General features: G+C 65.6%; 23 protein-coding genes and 1 tRNA gene. 6 read left to right on the forward strand and 18 right to left on the reverse strand.

All coding sequences use genetic code 11. The features are described from left to right. The first annotated feature begins 12 nt into the window (after positions 1 to 12). Positions 13 to 1,008: a LacI family DNA-binding transcriptional regulator gene (locus tag AC58EF_RS04350; RefSeq protein WP_497274812.1), complete on the forward strand. Its 996-nt coding sequence runs from the start codon at positions 13 to 15 to the stop codon at positions 1,006 to 1,008. Between the two features lie 8 nt (positions 1,009 to 1,016). Here AC58EF_RS04350 and AC58EF_RS04355 read toward each other — a convergent pair. Then, a tRNA-Gly gene (locus AC58EF_RS04355) sits at positions 1,017 to 1,090 on the reverse strand. Positions 1,091 to 1,176: 86 nt separating this feature from the next. Here AC58EF_RS04355 and AC58EF_RS04360 point away from each other — a divergent pair. From AC58EF_RS04360 to AC58EF_RS04375, 4 genes are all read left to right on the forward strand, one after another. Then, complete coding sequence (locus tag AC58EF_RS04360) at positions 1,177 to 2,121, forward strand: LysR family transcriptional regulator (protein WP_497274813.1); 945 nt, start codon at positions 1,177 to 1,179, stop codon at positions 2,119 to 2,121. 348 nt (positions 2,122 to 2,469) lie between these two features. After that, the gene (locus tag AC58EF_RS04365; protein WP_497274815.1) at positions 2,470 to 4,605 is read left to right on the forward strand and encodes a TonB-dependent receptor; all 2,136 of its coding nucleotides are present in this window, start codon (positions 2,470 to 2,472) and stop codon (positions 4,603 to 4,605) included. Between the two features lie 146 nt (positions 4,606 to 4,751). After that, complete coding sequence (locus AC58EF_RS04370; protein WP_497274982.1) at positions 4,752 to 5,867, forward strand: DUF47 family protein; 1,116 nt, start codon at positions 4,752 to 4,754, stop codon at positions 5,865 to 5,867. Between the two features lie 114 nt (positions 5,868 to 5,981). Further along, positions 5,982 to 6,983 (forward strand): inorganic phosphate transporter, encoded by a 1,002-nt coding sequence (locus AC58EF_RS04375; RefSeq protein ID WP_497274816.1) that lies wholly within the window; start codon positions 5,982 to 5,984, stop codon positions 6,981 to 6,983. A gap of 129 nt (positions 6,984 to 7,112) precedes the next feature. On the opposite strand, the gene AC58EF_RS04380 is transcribed toward AC58EF_RS04375, so the two are convergent. Further along, on the reverse strand, positions 7,113 to 7,397 hold the full coding sequence (locus tag AC58EF_RS04380; protein WP_497274990.1) for a hypothetical protein: 285 nt from the start codon (positions 7,395 to 7,397) through the stop codon (positions 7,113 to 7,115). 27 nt (positions 7,398 to 7,424) lie between these two features. On the opposite strand from AC58EF_RS04380, the gene AC58EF_RS04385 reads away from it, so the two are divergent. Beyond that, complete coding sequence (locus tag AC58EF_RS04385; protein ID WP_497274818.1) at positions 7,425 to 8,834, forward strand: helix-turn-helix domain-containing protein; 1,410 nt, start codon at positions 7,425 to 7,427, stop codon at positions 8,832 to 8,834. Between the two features lie 328 nt (positions 8,835 to 9,162). Here AC58EF_RS04385 and queE read toward each other — a convergent pair whose 3' ends face one another. From queE to AC58EF_RS04465, 16 genes are all read right to left on the reverse strand, one after another. Beyond that, on the reverse strand, positions 9,163 to 9,810 hold the full coding sequence (queE, locus tag AC58EF_RS04390; RefSeq protein WP_497274820.1) for a 7-carboxy-7-deazaguanine synthase: 648 nt from the start codon (positions 9,808 to 9,810) through the stop codon (positions 9,163 to 9,165). 12 nt (positions 9,811 to 9,822) lie between these two features. Next, the gene (gene queC, locus AC58EF_RS04395; protein ID WP_497274821.1) at positions 9,823 to 10,515 is read right to left on the reverse strand and encodes a 7-cyano-7-deazaguanine synthase QueC; all 693 of its coding nucleotides are present in this window, start codon (positions 10,513 to 10,515) and stop codon (positions 9,823 to 9,825) included. A gap of 43 nt (positions 10,516 to 10,558) precedes the next feature. Then, a complete protein-coding gene (locus tag AC58EF_RS04400; RefSeq protein WP_497274823.1) occupies positions 10,559 to 10,963 on the reverse strand; it encodes a DUF3617 domain-containing protein in 405 nt (134 codons plus the stop codon). A gap of 154 nt (positions 10,964 to 11,117) precedes the next feature. Then, positions 11,118 to 11,990, reverse strand: a complete 873-nt coding sequence (gene hslO, locus AC58EF_RS04405) for an Hsp33 family molecular chaperone HslO (RefSeq protein ID WP_497274983.1) — start codon at positions 11,988 to 11,990, stop codon at positions 11,118 to 11,120. A 250-nt stretch (positions 11,991 to 12,240) separates the two neighbouring features. Then, entirely contained in the window at positions 12,241 to 13,170 is a 930-nt protein-coding gene (gene argF, locus AC58EF_RS04410; RefSeq protein WP_497274825.1) for an ornithine carbamoyltransferase, read from the reverse strand. A gap of 118 nt (positions 13,171 to 13,288) precedes the next feature. Further along, a complete protein-coding gene (locus AC58EF_RS04415; RefSeq protein ID WP_497274827.1) occupies positions 13,289 to 14,485 on the reverse strand; it encodes an aspartate aminotransferase family protein in 1,197 nt (398 codons plus the stop codon). Positions 14,486 to 14,646: 161 nt separating this feature from the next. Next, positions 14,647 to 15,042: a flagellar export chaperone FliS gene (locus tag AC58EF_RS04420; protein WP_497274828.1), complete on the reverse strand. Its 396-nt coding sequence runs from the start codon at positions 15,040 to 15,042 to the stop codon at positions 14,647 to 14,649. Positions 15,043 to 15,060: 18 nt separating this feature from the next. Next, positions 15,061 to 16,476 (reverse strand): flagellar filament capping protein FliD, encoded by a 1,416-nt coding sequence (gene fliD, locus AC58EF_RS04425; RefSeq protein WP_497274830.1) that lies wholly within the window; start codon positions 16,474 to 16,476, stop codon positions 15,061 to 15,063. A gap of 83 nt (positions 16,477 to 16,559) precedes the next feature. Beyond that, on the reverse strand, positions 16,560 to 17,015 hold the full coding sequence (locus AC58EF_RS04430; protein ID WP_497274832.1) for a hypothetical protein: 456 nt from the start codon (positions 17,013 to 17,015) through the stop codon (positions 16,560 to 16,562). Between the two features lie 111 nt (positions 17,016 to 17,126). Continuing rightward, positions 17,127 to 18,263, reverse strand: a complete 1,137-nt coding sequence (gene flhB / locus AC58EF_RS04435; protein WP_497274834.1) for a flagellar type III secretion system protein FlhB — start codon at positions 18,261 to 18,263, stop codon at positions 17,127 to 17,129. Between the two features lies 1 nt (position 18,264). Further along, complete coding sequence (gene fliR, locus AC58EF_RS04440) at positions 18,265 to 19,047, reverse strand: flagellar biosynthetic protein FliR (protein WP_497274836.1); 783 nt, start codon at positions 19,045 to 19,047, stop codon at positions 18,265 to 18,267. Then, on the reverse strand, positions 19,044 to 19,316 hold the full coding sequence (fliQ, locus tag AC58EF_RS04445; RefSeq protein WP_179044145.1) for a flagellar biosynthesis protein FliQ: 273 nt from the start codon (positions 19,314 to 19,316) through the stop codon (positions 19,044 to 19,046). The genes fliR and fliQ overlap by 4 nt, the downstream gene beginning before the upstream one ends. 103 nt (positions 19,317 to 19,419) lie before the next feature. Next, positions 19,420 to 20,166 carry a flagellar type III secretion system pore protein FliP gene (gene fliP, locus AC58EF_RS04450; protein ID WP_497274838.1) on the reverse strand — a complete coding sequence of 249 codons (747 nt, stop codon included), beginning with the start codon at positions 20,164 to 20,166 and terminating at the stop codon, positions 19,420 to 19,422. A gap of 127 nt (positions 20,167 to 20,293) precedes the next feature. Next, positions 20,294 to 20,557, reverse strand: coding sequence for a FliO/MopB family protein (locus AC58EF_RS04455; protein WP_497274840.1), 264 nt, complete (start codon positions 20,555 to 20,557; stop codon positions 20,294 to 20,296). 85 nt (positions 20,558 to 20,642) lie between these two features. Beyond that, positions 20,643 to 20,978, reverse strand: coding sequence for a flagellar motor switch protein FliN (gene fliN / locus AC58EF_RS04460; protein ID WP_497274842.1), 336 nt, complete (start codon positions 20,976 to 20,978; stop codon positions 20,643 to 20,645). Continuing rightward, positions 20,975 to 21,859 (reverse strand): flagellar motor switch protein FliM, encoded by an 885-nt coding sequence (locus tag AC58EF_RS04465; RefSeq protein WP_497274843.1) that lies wholly within the window; start codon positions 21,857 to 21,859, stop codon positions 20,975 to 20,977. Before AC58EF_RS04465 ends, fliN begins: the two co-directional genes overlap by 4 nt. Between the last annotated feature and the right edge of the window lie 36 nt (positions 21,860 to 21,895).

Genomic DNA, 21,895 nt, shown 5'->3' on the forward strand with positions numbered 1-21,895 from the left:
GGCCTAATATCCATGACGAGCATCCACGACGTCGCCGCCCTGGCCAAGGTTTCGATCAAGACGGTGTCGCGCGTCGTCAACAAGGCGCCCAATGTCAGTTCCGCCCTGCGCGAGCGCGTGCAGGCGGCGATCGACCAGCTCGGCTATCGCCCCAACCAGTCGGCGCGGCGTCTGGCGGGGGGACGATCCTTCATGATCGCCTTCCTCTACAACAACCCCGCCCCCGGCTATGTCAGCCGCATCCAGATCGGCGCGGCGTGGCGCTGCCGCGAACTGGGCTATCATCTGGTGGTCGAGCCGATCTCGCCGGGCGCGGAGGAACGGTTCGAGGTGCTGGAGCGGCTGGTCGCGGCGCTGCGCCCCGACGGCGTGCTGCTGGTGCCGCCGCTGTCGGACGATGAAGGGCTGCTCGCCCGCCTGGCGGAGATGAACCTGCCCTGCGCCCGGATCGCGGGGTCGGTGGAAGCGCCGAGCTTCACCATCCACACGCCCGAACAGGCGGCGGGCCGGATGATGGCCGACCATCTGATCGGCCTGGGCCATCGCCGCATCGGCGTCATCACCCCGCCCGTCACCCACCATGCCGCGCTGCGCCGGGTCGAGGGGTTTCGCGAGGGGCTGGCCGCCGCCGGCATCGCGGCGGACGAAGCGCTGTTCGTGCCGGGCCGGTTCGACTTCGCATCGGGCATCGAGGCGGGCGAGGCGCTGCTGGCCCTGCCCCAGCCGCCGAGCGCGGTCTTCGCCACCAATGACGAGATGGCGCTGGGCGTGCTGACGCTGGCGCACCGCATCGGGCTGCGCGTGCCGGAGGATCTGTCGGTGACGGGCTTCGACGACACGACCGCCAGCCTCACCTCCTGGCCGCCGCTGACCACCGTGCGCCAGCCGCTGGAGGATATGGGCCGCACCGTGATCGAGGCGCTGGCTGGCGGCCGGACCGACGCGCCGGCGTTCCAGTTCACGCTGATCGAGCGGGGCAGTTCGGGACCACCGGCGAAGGAAGGATGAGAAAACGCTGGAGCGGGTAGCGGGGATCGAACCCGCATCACAAGCTTGGAAGGCTAGTGCTCTACCATTGAGCTATACCCGCCCGGCAGAGGAGCGCCCTGCCATCATCGCGGGGGTCTCGTCAAGATCACCCTTACTCATCTTCCCCATTTCCTCTATCAGGCAGTCATGGATCGGCCCTCCCTGCGCCAACTTGACCTTTTCGCGCAGATGGTTGCGGCCGGCAGCCTCGTCCGCTGCGCCGGGATGCTGGGCGTTCCGGCCGAAACGATCGCGCGCGACATGGCGTCGCTGGAAATGCGGCTGGGCTATCGGCTGTTCGAGGATCTGGAGGGGACGGCGCGGCTGACCCCGGCAGGGCGCAAGACGGCGCAGGCCATGACGCTGTTGGCCGACGACGCTCCGCAAACGCCGGCCCAAGCGGCCGAAGCCGTTGTCCCGCCTCCCCCGGCCCAAGCGGCTGCGCCGGCCATGCCGACCGCGCCACCGGTGCCGCCGCGCCGGACGATCCTGCTCGCCGCACCGGCGCCGGTCTTCGGCCAGTTGCAGGAGAAATTGTCGGCCTTCGAAGCGGCGAACGAGGATATCGCGATCACGCTCGACCTGCATGTCCAATCGGCGGAAGACGCCGCCACGGCGCTGCGGCGAGGCGGCGCGGACATCGCCTATTTCTACGCCATGGGCGCGCCCGACGTCTTTCCGTCGCGCTATGGCTGGTCGGAGCAGCTCAACTTCTATGCCGGTGCGGCGCATCCGCTGGCGCAGGCGGACAGCGTATCGCGCGAGGATCTGACGATCAGCCCGATGATCGCGATGGACGGACGCAACGCCACGCGCGCCATCATCGAGGAAGCGCTGGAACGCGGCCGCGCCCGGCCGGGACCGGTGGTGATGGAAAGCGACGATATGTTCGCGGTGATGGCCGCCCTGCGCGAGGGCGCCGGGCTGTTCCCGGCCTTCGGCGCGCTGGCTCGCGACCTGGGGCGGATGGACGGGATCAGCCGCCTGCGGCTCGACATGCCCCTGCCTTCCATCGAGATACGCCAGGCGACCGGCCCCAGGGCGGGTGAGACGCCCGCGGTGGAAGCCCTGGCGGAATTTCTGTTCCTCTGAGAGTCCGTTTGGAAATGCGCCTTTGGCGCATCCGCACCGGCCCACACCCCCACCCGACCGCCCATCAGGGTACCATAGCTGGGTGGTCGGGTGGGGGTGTGGGCCGGTGCCGCATTGAAAATGCGCTCTTGCGCGCATTTTCCAAACAGACTCTGAGAACCGGCGCGCAGCGCTTCTGACTCATGCAAGGCAATGGCGGTTTATGCCGCCCTGTAGCGGATCGGCCACACCCATCCGTCAGACATGATGCGACGCAACAAATATACGACAAATCGGTATTGATATATTGTAACATACTAGATACTGGGTCTCAGTCTCTCCTGCCCTACGCCAAGGATGAAGCCCCCAATGTCCCGTTTCCCGTCGCTCCGCGCCAGTTGCGCTCCGTCCGTCTTGTGTCTTGCCACCCTCTGCCTCGCCCCCGCCGCCCTGGCCCAGGCGCCCGCCGACTCCGCCGCGTCCGACCAGGCCTATCATGACGATGCCAGGGCCGACATCGTCGTCACCGCGCTGATCCCCCGCCGGCAGGGCGACATTCTTTCGGGCACCTCGGTCCTGACCGGCGAGAAGCTGACCCGCGAACTGCGCACCAGCATCGGCGAAACGCTGGCACGCCAGCCGGGCGTGTCGGCCACATCCTTCGGCCCCAACGCCTCACGCCCGATCCTGCGCGGCTTCCAGGGCGAGCGCGTGCGCATCCTGACCGACGGCATCGGCAGTTTCGACGTGTCCAATACATCGGTCGACCATGCCGTCGCGATCAACCCGCTGACTGCCGACCGGATCGAGGTGCTGCGCGGCCCGTCCGCCCTGCTCTACGGATCGTCCGCGATCGGCGGCGTGGTCAATGTGATCGACAGCCGCATCCCGCGCCGCGTGCCGGACGAGCCGATCCATATCGACGCGCTCGGCTCCTATGGCAGCGCCGCCAACGAACGCAGCGGCGCGGGCGAGATCGAGGTGCCGCTGACCGACAAGTTCGTGGTCCATCTGGACGGCACCTATGCCAAGACCGGCAATCTCGACACCGGCAACTATATATTGACGCCCGCCCTGCGCGCGGAAGCGGCCGCGAGCGACAATGCGGACATCCGCGACCTTGCCACGCTGCGCGGCAAGCTGCCCAACAGCGCCGGGCGCATGTGGGAAGTGGCCGGCGGCGCCGCCTATATCGACGATGGCGGCAATCTGGGCATTTCCTTCGCCCATACCGACAATTTCTATGGCGTGCCGATCCGCTATTCGCTCGACCCCGACGAAGAGGCCGAGCAGGTGCGGCTGCGGATGAAGCAGGACCGTGTCGACCTGCGCGGCGAGGTTGCCGTGCATGGCGGCTTCCTGGACAGCATTCGCCTGCGTGCCGGCTTTGCCGATTACCAGCATCAGGAAATCGAGGATACGGGCGAGGTCGGCACCACGTTCAAGAACCAGTCGATGGAAAGTCGCCTGGAGTTCGTCCAGGCCAAGCGCGGCGGATGGGACGGCGCGTTCGGCGCGCAATTCTTCACCCGCCGGTTCGAGGTGGATGGCGAGGAGAAATTCTTGCCGAAGAACCAGACCGACCAGATCGGCATCTTCACGCTGCAATCGCTGGACCTGGGCGACACCCGGCTGGAAGGCGGCGCCCGCTATGAACATACCAACCTTCAGGCCGATGCCGACGACACCTTGTTCTTCGACGGCCGCCGCCGCAGTTTCGACGCCATTTCGGGGTCGCTGGGCATCAGCCAGGCGATCGTGCCGGGCTGGCGCGTCGGCATCAACCTGTCCCGCAGCGAGCGCGCGCCGTCCGCCGAAGAACTGTTCGCGCGCGGCAACCATGCCGGCACCCAGGCTTTCGAACTGGGCAACGCCGATTTCCGCAAGGAAAAGAGCTGGGGCGTGGAAGGCACGCTGCGCGGATCGGGCGAAGGCTATAGCGTCAGCCTGGCCGCCTATCACAACTGGTTCAGCGGCTATATCTACGAAAGCATCGCCGACGACAGCGTGTGCCAGGCGGTCAATGGCGGCGCGGATCTGGAATTCCCCTGCTACGCCTTCTCCCAGGCTGACGCGCGCTATTATGGCTTCGAAGCCGAAGCGTCGGTCACGCTGGCCCAACTGGGCGGGTACAAGATCAATGTCGACGGCCTGGCCGACTATGTCCGCGCCACGATCAAGGGCAATGGCCCCGCGCCGCGCATTCCCCCGCTGCGGATGCTGGGCGGGCTGGAAGCGCAGGGCGAGCGCCTGTCCGCCCGCGCCGAGGTCGAACATGTTTTCGACCAGGATCGCGTGACCGAATTCGAAACGCCGACCGACGGCTATACGATGGTCAACGCCTCCGTCTCGTTCAAGCCGCTGCCCGGCAACGACCGGACGACGCTGATGCTGTCGGCCAACAATATCTTCGATGTGGAAGCGCGGCGTCATGCCAGCTTCCTGAAGGACTATGCGCCGCTGGCCGGCCGCGACATCCGGGTGACGGCGCGCTTCTCGCTGTAAGGGAACGGGGCCGGCGTTCAAACGAGGCGCTTCGCTCGTTTGAAGGCCGGCACCGCAATCTGCCGGAAGGCGGGCGGCTGCCCCGCCGCGGGACAGGTCGGCGATGAAAAGATTGCGCATTGTGACAATTTCATTACATGCGCTCCATGCGCCAGATCGCCGCCCTTCCCTATTCCACCGCCGCCGACGGATCGATGCAGATATTGCTGATCACGTCGCGCGAGACGCGGCGCTGGGTGATTCCCAAGGGCAACCGCATCAAGGGCATGGCCGGCCACCGCGCCGCCGAACTGGAGGCCTATGAGGAAGCGGGCATTCATGGCATCGCCTGCCCCGCGCCGCTCGGCCGCTATCGCTATGACAAGCGCAAGCGCAAGGGGGGATCGCGCGAGGCCGAGGTGGAGGTCTTTCCGCTTGCGGTCACGGGCCACCTGACGCAATGGCCCGAACAGGGCCAAAGGGAACTGCGCTGGTTCCCCGTCGCCGAAGCGGCCGATGCCGTCGACGAGCCCGACCTGCAATCCATCATCGCCGCTTTCCGCGAACCGCCCGCCGATCCGGGCTGGTTCGTCCGATTGCTGTTGGCGATCCGCGAAAAGCAAAGTGAAAGGACTGGAATGCTGCGCTGGTTTCATGCGCTGATGCCCAAACAGGGGCGATTCTTCGAGCAATTCGAGGATCATGCCGCCACCCTGGTCACGGGCGCCGACGCGCTCGCCAGGCTGCTCAAGGGCGGGCCGGACATGGCCGGGCATATCCGAACGATCTCGGATCAGGAGCATGAGGCGGACGACATCATCCGCGAAGTGTTGCAGGATGTGCGTCGCATCTTCGTCACCCCGTTCGACCGCAGCGCCATTACCGGGCTGATCGGCGTGATGGATGATGCGATCGACCAGATGAACCAGACGGCCAAGGCGATCGCCCTGTTCGAGGTGGAGGAATTTCCCGCGCAGATGCAGGATATGAGCGCGCTGATCGTCGAATGCGCGCGCATCACCGCCGAAGCCATGCCGCTGCTGCGATCGCTGAACCTCAACGCCTCGCGCCTCCACGACCTGACCGAACGGCTGGTGAAGCTGGAGGGCCATGCGGACATTCTTCATGAGGCGGGGCTCAAGGCGCTCTATGAACAGGCGCGGGCGGGCAATCCGATGGACTTCATCGTCGGCAACGAGATCTACGGCCATCTGGAAAAGGTGACGGACCGGTTCGAGGACGTCGCCAACGAGATTTCCGGCCTGGTCATCGACCACGCCTGAGTTCAACTCTCCATCCGTTCGGGCTGAGCAGAGCGAAGCGGCTTCGCCTGCGGCTCAGCCCCACCCTTCGACTTCGCTCAGGGTGAACGGATCAACAGGACGATAGCCAGTCCCATGGAAGCCCATATCGCCTTTCCGCTGCTGATCGCGCTGATCGGCGTCGCGCTCGCCTTCGATTTCCTGAACGGCCTGCACGACGCCGCCAACTCGATCGCGACCATCGTGTCGACCCGCGTGCTGAAGCCACAATATGCGGTCGCCTGGGCCGCCTTCTTCAACTTCATCGCCTTCCTCTTCTTCGGCCTGCATGTGGCGGAAACGGTGGGCAAGGGCATCGTCGACGCCAATATCATCGACGCGCAGGTCATCTTCGGCGCGCTGATGGGCGCCATCGCCTGGAACCTCATCACCTGGGGGCTGGGCATCCCCTCCTCCTCCAGCCATGCGCTGATCGGCGGCCTGCTGGGCGCGGGCACCGCCAAGGCGGGCCTTGGCGCAGTCGTGTGGAGCGGCGTGTTCAAGACCAGCGCGGCAATCGTCATGTCGCCCGCGATCGGCCTGTTCCTGGCGCTGATGCTGGTGCTGATGATTAGCTGGATCTTCCGCAAATTCACGCCGCAGGGCGCGGACCGGGTGTTTCGCAAGCTCCAGCTCGTCTCCGCCTCGCTCTATTCGCTGGGCCATGGCGGCAATGACGCGCAGAAGACGATGGGGATCATCGCCGTGCTGCTCTATTCGCAGGGAATGCTGACCGGCGGCTTCCATGTGCCCTTCTGGGTGGTCATCAGTTGTCAGGCAGCGATGGGCGTCGGCACGTTGCTGGGCGGCTGGAAGATCGTCCACACCATGGGATCGAAGATCACCCGCCTGACCCCGGCGCAGGGATTCTGCGCGGAAACCGGCGGCGCGATCACCCTGTTCATGGCCACCCATATGGGCGTGCCGGTGTCAACCACCCACACCATCACCGGCGCGATCGTCGGCGTGGGCGCGTCGCGGCGGCTGTCGGCGGTGCGCTGGAACGTGGCGTCGAGCATCATCGTCGCCTGGGTCGTCACCCTGCCCGCCGCCGCCGCGATCGGCGCCCTCTTCTATGGACTGACGAAGCTGTTCTGAGTCTTTTCCGCTTGCGCGGAAAGCGGCGCCGGCCCGCGCCCCCGCCCGGCCTCCCACAGCGTATCCTGGATGGGAGGTCGGGCGGGGGTGCGGGCCGGTGCCGCCTGCTTCAGCCAGGCTGAAGCCAAATTACGCAACCCGGCCGAGCCGGTGGTAGAGATTGGCATATTTGACCGATTCCGGCTGGTCCTGCACTTCCTTCAGATAATGGGCGATGGCGGTACGGATCAGGCCGAAATCTTCCTGCGAGAAGACCGCGCGCGAGCGAGCGGGCTGGGGCTGTTCGATCGTGTCGGTGGTCATGATTATGTCCTTTGCTTCATGCCCTTGCGGGCCATGGACACCGAAATAGACAATCTCGGCACACCCCGTAAGGCCGATAAGTGGCGTGAAGTCATAATCATATTTGGTCATTTTGTCATTTTATGACATTATGACTTTATGGCAGAGCTGACCGACCGCAAACTCTATCTGGGGCCGAAGCTGCGCGTATTGCGGCGCGAACTGGGCCTCAACCAGACCCGGATGGCGGAGGAACTGGGCGTATCGCCCAGCTATCTCAACCATCTGGAGCGCAACCAGCGCCCGCTGACCGCGCAGATGCTGCTGCGCCTTGCCAACACCTATGACATCGACATTCGCGATTTCACCGCCACCCCGGCCGAGGGCGGTCCGGGCGAATTGAGCGAAATCCTGTCCGACGCGCTGGTCCGCGACATCGGCATCGCCCGCGACGAGATATTGGAAGTCGCGGAAAATTATCCCGGCGTCAGCGAGGCGATCGCCCGCTTCTACCGCGCGCTGGGCGATTTGCGCCGCCTGCCGGGCGACGCGGCGGACCGCGGCGGACCCACTCCGCTGGTCGCGCCGATCGACTGGCTGCGCGAAATCATTGCGCGCGCGGGCAATCATTTCGCGGAACTGGATGCGGGCGCGGAGGCGATCGCCGCCGAACTGCCCGACGATCCCGCCCTGGTGCAGGCGGAACTGCGGGCGCGGCTGAAGGACCGGCACACTATGAGCGTGCAGGTGATGCGCGGCGAGGTGCTGGCGGGGACGCTGCGCCATTATGACATGCACCGGCGCCGGCTGATGCTGAGCGAGCGGCTGCCCATGTCGGGCCGGCTGTTCGCCATCGCCTATCATCTGTGCGCGCAGGAGCTGGCCGAGGCGATCGGCGCGCAGGTCGCCCGCGCCGCGCCGCCCGACGAGGACAGCCGCCGCCTCGCCACCATGGCGCTCACCAACTATGCCGCCGCCGCGCTGGTCATGCCCTATGACCGCTTCCGTCAGGCGGCCGAGCAGAGCCGGCATGACATCGCCCTGCTGCGCGACCGCTTCGGCGTGTCGACCGAGCAGGCCGCGCATCGCCTCACCAGCCTCAACCGCACCGGCGCACGCGGCATTCCCTTCTTCATGGCGAAGATCGACCGGGCCGGCATCATTTCGAAGCGGTTCGACGGCGAGGCCTGGCCCTTCGCCCGCTATGGCGGCCTGTGCCCGCGCTGGGACGCGTGCGACGCCCGCTCGCCCGACCGGGTCGAAACGCAGTTGATCGAGACGCTGGACGGGCGGCGCTTTCTGACGCTGGCGATCGCATTGGCGCCGGGACCGGACGGCGGCCGGGGGCGCTCCGTGATCGCGCTGGGATGCGAGGCGAAACATGCCGGGCGCATCGTCCATGCCGACGCCATCGACGCGGAAAAGGATGATGCGGTCGCGGTCGGCCCGACCTGCCCCCTGTGCGAGCGGCGCGACTGCCCCGACCGCGCCCTGCCGCCCGTGACGCGCGCGCTGGACCTGCACAGCTATGAACGGACGATCGCGCCCTACCCGTTCCGGCGGGTCTAGAGCCGATCCGATCAATGCGAATAGTCCGGTTTCGGCCAGAAGCGGACATAGTTCCCCCTCCCGCTTGCGGAAGGGGGTTAGGGGGTGGGCCTACGCGACCTTGGCGCTATAGCCCACCCCGCTGCGACTAATTCGCTCCGCGAATAAGTCTCGCTGCCCCTCCCGTTTACGGGAGGGGAATGTCATGTTCCCACCCATCTCCGCCACCTACCGCAATCCCAGATATTTATGGGCCTGCACGGTCAGCCGCCATTGCGGGCGGTCCATGACCAGCGCGATCGCGGCGCGGGCATTGTCGACCGCATGGGCATCGTCCAGCNTCCGCCACCTACCGCAATCCCAGATATTTATGGGCCTGCACGGTCAGCCGCCATTGCGGGCGGTCCATGACCAGCGCGATCGCGGCGCGGGCATTGTCGACCGCATGGGCATCGTCCAGCGGCTGGACCAGATGATGCTCGAACGCCCAGCCGGACATGGCGTCGACGTCGGCCAGGCTGTGCCCGGCGCCCGGCTGCGGCCAGACCAGCTTCAGTTCATTGCCGGAGCGCTGCACCACGTCGCTGCCGGCCTTGGGGCTGATGCAGACCCAGTCGATGCCGGGATGGGCGGGCAAGGTGCCGTTGCTCTCGATCGCGATGGTGAAGCCGCGCGCGTGGAGCGCGTCGACCAGCGCGTCGTCGATCTGAAGCATCGGCTCCCCGCCGGTCAGCACGATATAGCGCCCCTCGCCCCCTTCGCCCCAGAAGGCGAGCGCCGCGTCGGCCAGTGCATCGGCATCGGCGAACTTACCGCCGCCAAGGCCATCGGTCCCGACGAAATCGGTGTCGCAGAATTGGCAGACGGCGCTCGCCCGGTCCTGCTCGCGGCCGCTCCACAGGTTGCAGCCGGCAAAGCGCAGGAACACCGCACGCCGCCCCGCCTGCACCCCTTCCCCCTGAAGGGTCAGGAACATTTCCTTCACCGCATAACTCATCGGTTATGCCTTTCAGGGCTTCGTGGCATAGATGGTGGGATCGGGCAGCCCGGCTTCCTCGAACCCTTTGGAGCGCAGGCGGCAGCTGTCGCACAGGCCGCAATGCTTGCCATCGGGCGTCGGGTCATAGCAGGACCAGCTGATCCCGGCGTCGAGGCCGAGGCGATGGGCTTCGCGCGCGATGTCCGCCTTGCTCATATATTGGAGCGGCGTGTTGATGCGGATCGGATGGCCCTCGACCCCCGCCTTGGTGGCGAGCGTCGCCATCTTCTGGAAGGCGTCGATGAATTCGGGCCGGCAATCGGGATAGCCCGAATAGTCGAGCGCGTTGACGCCGATGAAGATGTCGCTGGCCCCGGCCACTTCGGCAAGGCCCAGGGTCAGCGAGAGGAAGATGGTGTTGCGCGCGGGGACATAGGTGATCGGGATGTCCTTGCCCACGCCGCCCTTGGGCACCGCGATATCGGCGGTCAGCGCCGACCCGCCAAAGGCGGTGAGGTCGAGCGGCAGCACGATATGGCGGATCGCGCCCAGCGCTTCGGCGACGCGGGTCGCCGCATTGAGTTCGACCCGGTGGCGCTGATTATAGTCGATCGACAGCGCAAGCACATGATATCCGGCCTCGCGCGCCAGACCGCCCGCGACCATTGAATCCAGTCCGCCCGAAAGCAGGACGACGGCGAATTTTCCTTGATTGGCAACCATGGCTTCGCGCTACGCCTCGACGCGCCGTCATGCAAGCATCAGCCTAGGGACATGCGCCGATGCGGCGCCCTTCCACCGCGAACGCAAAGGGGGCGCCATCCGCGACGCCCTGCGAACGGATCTGCACCAGCCGCGAGGTTTCGATGCGCAGATCGGTGCGGCCATTGCCCGCCGCCGCGCAGTCATAGGTGACGCTGGCGGCGTGGGCGCTGTCATTGACGACGAAGCTGCGGCAGGCAGGACCGGGATGCTGCGGCTGGAGCAGCTGGCGCAGGTCGGTGACGCACAGCTTGCGCGTCTGCGCACCCTCGCCGCGGCCGCGCAACTCCCATTCGCCCGCTTCCAACCCGCGCAGCGCCGTCAGTTGCGGCATCGTCACCGCGCCGGCCCAACCCGTCACCATCAATGCCACCGCGGCGCCCAGCACACGCAGTCCTGCCCTGCTCATGATCCCTGTACGATCCCACCAAAAGGACGCCCGGCGGCGGCCCTGCCGCGAGCGATCCCATGATCCATCACGCATAAATGCGGCAATTTGATAGCGCGAACCAGTCGTCCTGCCTCAATTACAAATATCGTTAGCGTAACGATCTGCCGCGGCGTCAGGCGAAACTGTCCACCGCCAGCGGGAAGATGCGCGAACAGAAGGCGCAATCGACGCCGATAATGCCCTGATCATCCGCCATTTCCGCACGCTCCTCCGGCGGGAAGCGACCGATGACGCTGCGGATATGGGCGAGGTCGCAACGACACCCCTTCACCAGCGCCGCGGCTTCGCTCACCCGCACCTCTTCCTCCTCATGGAAGAGGCGCCAGACGATGTCGGTCAGCGGCAGATCGGCGTCGGTCAGCTCCTCATCCCTGAGCGTGACCGCCAGCGCCTGCACATGCTCCCATTCGGGATGATCGTGGCGGACATGCAGCCGCTCGCGCCCCACTTCGCCTTCCGGCAGATGCTGGAGCATCAGGCCAGCGGCAAAGCAGCCCTCACCCGCATCATGGCGGGTGGCGATGCGGATGATGCTGGGAATCTGTTCGGACTGGAAGAAATAATGTTCGGCCGCATGGGCCAGCGATTCGCCCTCCAGCGGGACAATGCCCTGATAGCGTTCGCCCGTGACCGCCTGATCGAAGGTGATGGCGAGATAGCCCTTGCCGAACAGGCCGAAGAGAGACGGATTCGGCCCCAGTTCGGCCAGCCGGTCGGCGTCGAACTTCGCATAGCCGCGCAGTTCGCCGTTCCTGTAGTCGGCGACGAGCAGGCTGATGACGCCATTCTCCGTCTGCGCCTGCAACGTCAGCTGGCCGTCGGCAAGCTTCAATGTGCTGCCCAGTAGGGCCGCCAGCACCAGAGCGGACGCCAGCACCCGCTCGATCGGCGGCGGATAGGCATGGGCGGCAAGCACATCGTCAAGCACCGGCCCGAGCCGCACCAGACGGCCGCGCGCATGGCGGCCGGGAATGGTGAAGCCCATGGCCTGGTCGATGGAGGCGGCAGAAGTCACGTAACAGCTCCGGTCGGCCGGCGCATGGGATGCGGCGGCGTGAATAGGCATCCAGCGATGCGGGGGGACGGTTTAAAGAATGATGATTTCACATGATCCACCCGTCATTGCGAGCGCAGCGAAGCAATCCATGGGAGCGCCATTGGATTGCTTCGCTGCGCTCGCAATGACGATCCAGGCAAATGTCATCCGACCACAAATAGGAAACCCGCCTGGAAACTCAACCGAGCCGGCCAAGCGCCCAGAGCAGCACCGATTTCTGGGCGTGGATGCGGTTTTCCGCCTCGTCCCAGATCAGCGACTGCGGGCCGTCGATCACTGTTTCCACCACTTCCTCGCCGCGATGGGCGGGCAGGCAGTGGAGGAATTTCGCGTCGGGCTTGGCCCTGGCCATCAGCGCGGGCGTCACCTGATAGGGCATCATCGCCGCCAGCTTTTCCTCGGCATGAGCCTGGCCCATGGAAATCCAGGTGTCGGTGACGACCACGTCCGCCCCGCTGACGGCTTCGGCCGCGTCGCGGGTCAGGGTGACCGCCGATCCGGCGGCACGGGCCGCGTCGGCGAAGGACGGGTCGGGATCATAGCCGCCCGGAATGCCCATGCGCACGTCGAACTTCAGCAGGCCGGCGGCCTCGACGATCGAATGAAGGACATTGTTGCCGTCGCCCAGCCAGGCCCACTGGCTGCCGGGCAGCGCCAGGCCATGTTCCACCACGGTCAGAAGATCCGCGACGATCTGGCAGGGGTGCGACAGGTCGGTGAGGCCGTTGATGACCGGGACGGTCGCATAATGTGCCATTTCCTCGATCTTGGCATGATCGTCGGTGCGGATCATGATGGCGTCGGCCATGCGGCTGAGGACGCGGGCCGTGTCGGCGACGGTTTCGCCGCGGCCGAGCTGGCTGGTCGCGCCGTCGAGGATCAGCGACGTGCCGCCCAGCTGGCGAATCGCCATGTCGAAGCTGACGCGGGTGCGGGTGCTGTTCTTTTCGAAGATCATCGCCAGCGTGTGCCCGGCGAGCGGCGCGTCGGCGTCTGTCCAGCCCTTGGGCTTACCCTGACGCGCGGCCTTCCGGTCGATGGCGTCGGCGATCATCGCGGCGATGGCGTCGCCGCCCGCGTCGGTGAGATTCAGGAAATGCTTGGTCATGTCACTACCCCCTCATCTCCCTCACCGTTCGGTTCGAGTAGCCTTCGAGCTTGTCGAGAAGGCGTATCGAGAACTATTCTCGACAAGCTCGAACCGAACGGCAGAGAGAGGAATGGACTCAGGCCGCCTTGGCTTCGGCGAAGCTCCGCGCGCCGGCGGAAATCTTCTCGATGCATTCGGCGATATGGCTTTCCTCGATGACGAGGGGCGGCAGGATGCGCAGCACATTCTGCCCCGCTGACACCGCCAGCAGGCCATGATGATCGCGCAGATGGCCGACGAAGGCGCGCGCGTCATAAGCGTCCTTCATCTTGATGCCCAGCATCAGCCCCATGCCACGCACATCCTCGAACATGCCGTCATGATTGGGGATGAGCTGCTCCAGCGCGGCGCGCAGACGCGCCCCCATCGCCGTCACATGGTCGAGAAAGCCGTCGGCCAGCACCTCTTCCAGAACGGTCAGCCCCACCGCCATGGCGAGCGGGTTGCCGCCATAGGTGGAACCATGGGTGCCGAACACCATGCCCTTGGCCGCTTCCTCGGTGGCGAGGCAGGCGCCGAGCGGGAAACCTGCGCCGATGCCCTTGGCCACCGCCATGATATCGGGCGTCACGCCATATTGTTCATGGGCGAAGAAGGTGCCGGTACGGGCATAGCCGCACTGGACCTCGTCCAGGATCAGCAGCAGGCCGTGATCGTCGCAGGCCTTGCGCAGGCCCTTGAGGAAATCCTGCGTCGCCGGGGTCACGCCGCCTTCGCCCTGCACCGGCTCCAGCAGGAAGCCGGCGGTGCTGTCGTCGATCGCCGCCAGCGCCGCATCGAGATCGTTGAAGGGCACGACCTGGAAACCGGGCAGCAAAGGCTCGAACCCGTCGCGCATCTTGGGCTGGCTGGTCGCCGAAATGGTGCCCAGCGTGCGGCCGTGGAAGGCGTTGTCGAAGCTGATGATCTTGTGCCGGTGCGCCTGCCCGTTGGCATAATGATAGCGGCGCGCGGTCTTGATCGCGCACTCGACCGCCTCGGCACCCGAATTGGTGAAGAAGACGGTGTCGGCGAACGTATTGTCGACCAGCTTCTGCGCGAACTGCTCCCCCAGCGGCGACCCGTAGAGGTTCGAGATGTGCATCAGCGTCGCGGCCTGATCGGCGATGGCCTTCACCAGCTTCGGATGGCCATGACCGAGCAGGTTGACGGCGATGCCGCTGGCGAAGTCGAGATAACGCTCCCCGCGCTCCCCGATCAGATAGCAGCCCTCGCCTCGCACCGGACGCACATCGCACCGGGGGTAAACGGGCATGAGCGGCGTAATCGACATGAGCCTTCCCTTTCTGGACTGATGTATCATCATCTGGTGCGCGGACTTGCGCGAAACGCAAAAAGGCGGCCCCCGCCGGGCCGCCCTTTGCGAGCACCGCCTATACAGGGGCCATGTAGGGGGTGCAACCCCGCAGCATGGCCACCCGGCGGCGACTGGCCTTATCCGATCTGATTCCAGGCTTCGGCGATTTCCGCGATCATGGCGCGGGCCTGGTCGACCGGATCGGCCGAACGGTCCTTGGCTCCCACCAGCAGCAGGCGGCGCGCCTCGCGGTAGATTTGCGCCAGGCCGACGGCGACATCGCCGCCCTTGTCATAATCCAGGCTCGATTCGAGTGCGAAGAGGATGGACATGGCGCGCGCCTGCTTATCCGACACCTTCATCCGGTCGCCATTGCGTTCGGCCAGCGCGGCGGCGTCCATCGCCAGCAGCAGCTCGTCGAACAATAGCCGGACCAGCCCGTGCGGGGTGGCGCCTTCGGTCCGGCTGCCCGAATGGACCGCCGCATAACGCCGCGCCGCCGTGGCGCCGGCATAACCCTGATTGTAGAACATCGTCTTGCCCGTTCCCGATTAGCTGTCGCTGTTGTTCCAAGCCTCGATCTGCTGTTCGAGGTAGCTTTGCGTCGCCTTGAGCGCGCTGAGGCGCGTTTCCATGGCCGCGTAGACCTTTGTCAGTTGAGCCTCGTAATCCGTCATCTGATCGTCGAGCTTCTCAAGCTGTTCGGTAAAATCCTCCGCCAGAGCGTCGTAGCGCTTCTGCGCGGTCTTGAGCGGACCATCATCCTCTTCAAGATTGTCGCGCACCGTATCCATCAGCGCGGACAAGCCCGGATTGGCGGTGGTCGACACCTTGGGATTGACCATGTTGGTGACGCCTTCCGGGTCATTCTCCATCGCCGTGGCGAGCCGGGCGGTATCCAGCGTCAGCGTGCCATCGCGATTGGTGGTGACGCCGATGTCGGCAAGCGTCTTGTAAGTGCCAGTCGCGCTGAGCTGGGTCGAGGTGATCGCCGCCAGCTGCCGCTTCATGTCGCGCACGCCCGACACGCCGTTCAGCACGCCCGCGCTGGAGGAGTCCGCGCCCGTGGCCGTCGCGGTGTTGAGCGCGCCCATCAGCGTGTTGTAGGCGCTGACAAATTCCTTCAGCAGGTCCGAAAGCCCCGCCGTCGGCTGCGACATGGACAGGGTGACGGTGGTGCCCGGAGACGCCTTGGCAAGGTCGATCCGCATATAGGGGATCGCTTCGTCGATCGTGTTGCTGGCGAATTCATAGGCGACGCCATCGAGCGTGATCTCCGCATTTTGCGGGGCCGAGCTGCTGCTCATCGTGCTGCTGTCGGTGCCGCTCCAGCCCAGGCCGGCGAGCACGCTGCCGCTGTCGTCGGCCGCGACGCTGATGCTGAAATCATTGTCCGCGCCGGTTTCGCCCTTGAAGACGAGGCGCGTGCCGCTGGCATCGGTGACGACGCGGGCGGTGACGCCCATGTCGGCCGCATTGATGGCGGAGGCGAGACCGGCATAGCTGTTGTTACCGGAATCGATCGTGATCGTCTTGGTTTCGCCCGACGCGGTCGTGATGGTGAAGCTGCCGGTGCCGATGGCCGTGCTGCCGGTCGCGCCGCTGGTGGCGCTGGACGAGATTACGCGGGCGGTGGCAAGCTGCTCGACGGTCAGCTGGGCAGGCAGACCCGTGGGGCTGCCGCCGCTCAGCAGGCTGACATTGGCGATGCTGGTGTCGTTGGAGGAAACGGTGCCGGTATATTCGGCGCCGGACAGGACTTCGGTCAGCGCATCGGCGAAAGTATCGAGCGAACTCATGGCCGAAGCCAGAGCGGAAATGCGCGATGCGTTGAGCGTCTGGCGGCTCGTGATCGCCGTCTCCTTCGGCTCGCGGGTCGCGCTGACCAGGCTGGACACCAGCGCGGCGGTATCGATACCCGAACCCGCGTTGAGCGCCGTTACGATGCTGCTGCCTACCGAAGCCATTGAGCCGTCCTTTCAAATGCTAGGACGGCGGTAGCGGCAAGACCTTTAGGAAAGATTTTCCGCCTTGGAATATCCCGACAAAATCAGCCGTTGGAGAAGGCGATCTGTTCTACCGTCCCGCGCGACAGATGCGCCTGCGCGACATGGGCATAGGAGGCCCGCTCGACGATCCGCCTGGCCAGCACGGCGGCATGTTCCACCGCTTCCTTGCTGGCGGGCGGCAGGGGCACAAGCACCATCGGCCGGGGGATCATCGCCTGGATCGCGCCGGCCGCGCCGTCGACATCGGTGGCGCCGGCGCTGAGGTCCGCCAATATCTCGGCGATGCGGGCATGGACCTCGACATATTCGGCGACGCTGGCCAGTTCCTGACTGGCGCTTGCCGCCTTCGGCTCGGCCATGGCGTTGCGCCGTTCCTTGGACAGGGAGTCATTGGCGCGACTGGCCGTCACCGGCTGCACGATGGGCGCGGGCGATGGCGCGCGCACGACCGTCCGGTCGACCGGCGATAGCTCGGTTCGAGATACATAATCGTCCATGACGCACCATTTTCATGCGTCCCCATGAACAGATTACGGACGAGTGCGGCTAAACTTTAATTCACCAGAAGAAATTTTTTCGCTCACACTGAAGAAAAAGGCGACCGCCCTTTACAGCTTCCGCCCGTCGGCGTCGAAACGCAGCTCATCGGGCACGGTGATGAAGGGCCGGTCCATCTCGCCCGCCATGCGGTTCTCGACCCGGAAGACGAAGGCCAGCACGGTCGCGACCGCCATGTAGAGGCCTTCATTGACGATTTGCCCGGCGCGCGAGGTGAAGTAGATCGCACGCGCCAGTTCGGGATATTGGAGGACGGTGACGCCATTGGTGTCGGCGAGATCGCGGATCGCGGCGGCGATCGCGTCGCAGCCCTTCGCCACCACGACCGGCGCGGCGTCCTGCCCCGGCTTGTAGCGCAGGGCGACCGCGAAATGGGTCGGGTTGGTGATGATGACGCTGGCCTCCGCCACCGCCTTGCGGGTGGAGCCGCTCAGCACCTCGAACTGGCGGCGACGGATATGGCCCTTCAGCTCGGGCGAGCCTTCGCTTTCCTTATGTTCGTCCTTCACTTCCTGCTTGGTCATGCCCAGCCGCTTGGCGCGCTGCATGATCTGCGCCGGCACGTCGATGCCCGCGATCAGGAAGAGGCCGCCCGCCATCACCAGGCAGGTGAAGATGAAGATATTGCCGACGTCCGCGATGGCCGGCGCGATGCCCGCCTTGCCGAGGCCCGTGATCTCGGTCAGCCGGTCCCAGATCAGCCAGACGCCGATGCTGCCGAGCAGGCCGACCTTGGCGATCGACTTCAGCAATTCGATCAGCCCCTGCATCCCGAAGATGCGTTTGATGCCCGACAGGGGATTGAGCTTTTCCGGCTTGGGCGCGAAGGCGCCGGGACGGAAGCCGAGCGACCCGAGCAGGGCGGGCGCGGCGATGGCGGCGAGGAAGGTCGCCAGCATGACGCCCGCGACCGGCAGGGCGATGCCCATCAACAGGTCCGCCCCGCGCCGGGCCGGGGAGAAATCGACGATATCCTCGCGCCGGAAGCGCAGCGCCTCCACCAGCATGTCGCGCAGCGCCTCGATCAACGCAGGGCCGATGACGGCGAGGCAACCGATGCCCGCCATGACCACCAGCGCCGTGCCCAGTTCGCGCGACTGGAGGATGTCGCCCTTCTTGGCGGCATCCTGCAATTTCTTCTGTGTCGGCTTTTCGGTCTTTTCGCCGCCCTCGCTGCCGCCCGCCATCTCAGCGTCCCTCCGAGATGAAGCGGGCTTCTTCGAGGCCAGCCTTGAGCGCGGCGGTCATCCCCTCGGCCATGATCGGCGCGGCGATGGCGAGCAGGATCAGCCCCGCCATCATCGCCACCGGCATACCGACCGCGAACAGGTTGAGCGAAGGGGCCGCGCGGGCGAGCATCCCCATGACGATCTGCACCAGCACCAATGCGAAGGCGACCGGCAGCGCCACGGTGACGCCCATGCCCATCAACGACCCGCCGAATTCGATAAGACGCCAGATCGTGTCGTTGGACAGCATCCCCGCGCCGGGCGGGATGGCGGTGTAGCTTTGCACCACGAAGCTGGCGAGCAGCAGATGCCCGTCCATGCCGAGCAGCAGGAAGGTGGCGAGGATCGAGAGGAACTGGCCCAGCACCTGGGTCGACTGGCCCGAGGAGGGATCGATCATCGCCGCGAAATTGAGGCCCATGGCGTTGCCGATCGTTTCCCCCGCGACGAAGGCGGCAGCATAGCCGATCTGCACCGCGAATCCCATGGCGAGGCCCGCCAAAATCTCGCCCATGACCAGCATCACGCCTTCGAAGCTGGCGACGCCGTCCTGCGGCAACTGGATGGTGACGCTGTTGAGCGCGGCGAGGCCGAGCGCGAGGGCTAGGATCAGACGAAGCTGAAGCGGCACCGCGGGCGCGCCGAAGACGGGCGCGGCGATGAAGGCCGCGCCGGGCCGGATCATGGCGATCAGCCAGATCCAGAGTTGCGTCTCCACGCCCGCGAAACCGGGTGCTATCATTGCAGCAGGTCCGGGATGCGCTCGAAGATCTCGCGCGTGAAGTCGGCGATCAGCACCATGATCGATCCGCCGAACAGCGCCAGCATCCCCCCGACCACGATGATCTTGGGAATGAAGCTCAACGTCTGTTCGTTGATCGAGGTCGCCGCCTGCACCATGCCGATGATGAGGCCGACGATCAGCGCCGGGATCAGGACGGGCGCAGCCGCCAGCGCCGTGATCCACAGCGCCTGCTGGGCAAGGCCCATGAAGAAATCGGCGTTTTCCATAGCTTCTTATCTCAAACCGTTCGGTTCGAGCTTGTCGAGAACGAGTCCCGGTGGACGGTTCTCGACAAGCTCGAACTGAACGGATGCGGAGAAAGAACGCGCATCATGTCGCAAACGACCCCGCCAGTGACCCCATGGTCAGCGCCCAGCCGTCGACCAGCACGAACAGCAGCAGCTTGAACGGCATGGAGATGATGGTGGGCGACAGCATCATCATGCCCAGCGCCATCAGCGTGGACGCGACGACAAGGTCGATGATGAGGAAGGGCAGGAAGATCATGAAGCCGATCTGGAACGCGGTCTTGAGTTCGCTGGTGACGAAGGCCGGCAGCAGGATCGAGAAGGGAATGTCGGCGGGCGTGCGAAAGGCGGGCGCTTCGGCGAGGTTCGCGAAAAGCTTGAGGTCGCTTTCGCGGGTCTGCTTGGTCATGAAGCCGTGCAGCACCTTGCCCGAGCGGCCGACCGCTTCCTCGATGCTGATCTGCCCCTTGCCATAGGGGTCGAAGGCCTGGGCGTTGATCGTGTCGATCGCCGGGCGCATCACGAAAAGCGAAAGGAACAGGGCAAGGCCGACCAGCACCTGGTTGGGCGGGGTCTGTTGCAGGCCCAGCGCCTGGCGCAGCAGCGACAGGACGATGATGATGCGGGTGAAGCTGGTCATCATGAGCACGAGCGACGGCAGCACCGTCAGCAGGCTCATGAGGATCAGGATTTGCAGGCTGAGCGAGAGCGAGCGGCCGTCGCCCGAAATCTGCCCCATGGCGCGGCTCAGCGCGCCGCCATTGTCGACCGGCGCTGCGGGCGCGGCCTGGGCGAAGGCTGGGACGGCGAAGAGGAGCAATATGAACATAGCGAGCACAACGAAAGCTATCGCAACGCCAACATAGCTCCGTTCGTGCTGAGCCTGTCGAAGCACGCGGGAAATCGTTGGTCGCGTGCGCCCTTCGACAAGCTCAGGGCGAACGGAAGTCAAGCTTTTACCGACCACGATAGGAGTCGCCTTCCGCGATCTTCTCGATGCGGCCACGGGTGACGGCGACGAGGATTTTTCTGCCCTCGAACTCCACCACGGCGAGCTTGCCGAAGGCGCCCATGGGCAAGGCTTCGAGCAGTTTCAGCGATCGGTCGCCCTGCCCCGCCATCATGCCGGGCTGATATTTGCGCCACAGCCACAGCGCGCCAAAGGCCATGCCGCCGACCAGCGGCAGGAGGATCAGCAGTTTGACGAAATACCAGAACATGAAAGCCGCCCGCAGCTATGGTTAATATCGGCCTGCGATCCGCAGTTTCGGGGACGAAGGCAAGCGCTAAATCAGCGGCTCGGGATCAGCCGCGCCGTTCGATCCCGGCAAGGCGGTTTTCGGTCGCGGCGATGTCCACGATGCGGATGCCGTAGCGCCCGTTGACCGTCACCACCTCGCCCTTGGCGATCAGCGCGCCATTGACCATGATGTCGAGCAGGTCGTCGGCCTGACGGTCCAGCTCGACGATGCTGCCCTCGGCCAGGTCCATCACTTCGGCGAGGCGGAGCGAGGTCGAGCCGACCTCCACCGACATGCGCACCGGAATGTCCGCCAGCAGCTTGAACTGGCGGTTGTTGTTCATCCGGCTCACCGGGTCCTCGGCCCGCTCCATGCGGGGGGCTTCGCTCATGTCGCTCATTGTTCGGGTTCCTGTGCAAGCTTTTCAATCTGGAAGGCGGCGCGGCCGTCCTGTTCGCCGATCGAGCCATGGGCGACGATGCGGTTTCCGACAATGAGCGGCAGCGAACGGCCTATGGTGACGGGAATGACGTCGCCGACCTTCAATTCCATCAGGTCGGCGAGCGAGAGATTGGGCCGCGCCACCACGGTGCGGGCGGGCAGGCGGATGTCGCGCATACGCCGCGCGATGCGCGCCTGCCAGACGGGATCGAGATGCTCTTCGTCAGTGGGCATCTTCGTGCTGACCAGCCCCTCGACGGCGCGCAGGGCGGAAAGCGGGAAGAGCAGGTCGACCGGCCATTCCTGCTCACGGGTCAAGGAAATCATGAAGCGCTGGAGCACCATTTGGTCGGTGGGCTGCGCCGCCGCGGCATAGCCGACGCCGCTTTCGCGCAGCATGAGGCCGGGTTCGAGCGGCAGGACATCGTCCCAGGTTTCCACCAGCCGCGACAGCAGCGAATCGCACAGGCGGGCGATCAGCCGGTCCTCGGTAGGAGTAAATTCGGTGCGGGCGGGCAGCGGCCGGTTGCCGATGCCGCCATAGAAACAGTCGACGAAGGTCGAGATCATGGTGGCGTCCATGCGCAGCAGCATCTGCCCCTTGAGCGGCAGCAGGCGATAGACGGACAGAGAGCAGAAGGAGGGCACCTGCGCCGACCAGGCGGCGAAATCCAGCACCCTGGCTTCCTGCGCCTCGACATTGGGGCGCACGCCCGCGATCGGCTCGACGATGGCGCGAATACGCCGGCCGAGCTTCTCGCCCAGCCGGTCCAGCCCGGACAGCATCACGGGCGCCTGCGATTCCCCGCGCCCGAAGGCGTAGGATTGAACGTCGGTCATCTTGGTCCCCTGCCCGCATGGATCAGGGGACATCCC

This window comes from Sphingobium sp. WR1, from assembly GCF_059693745.1.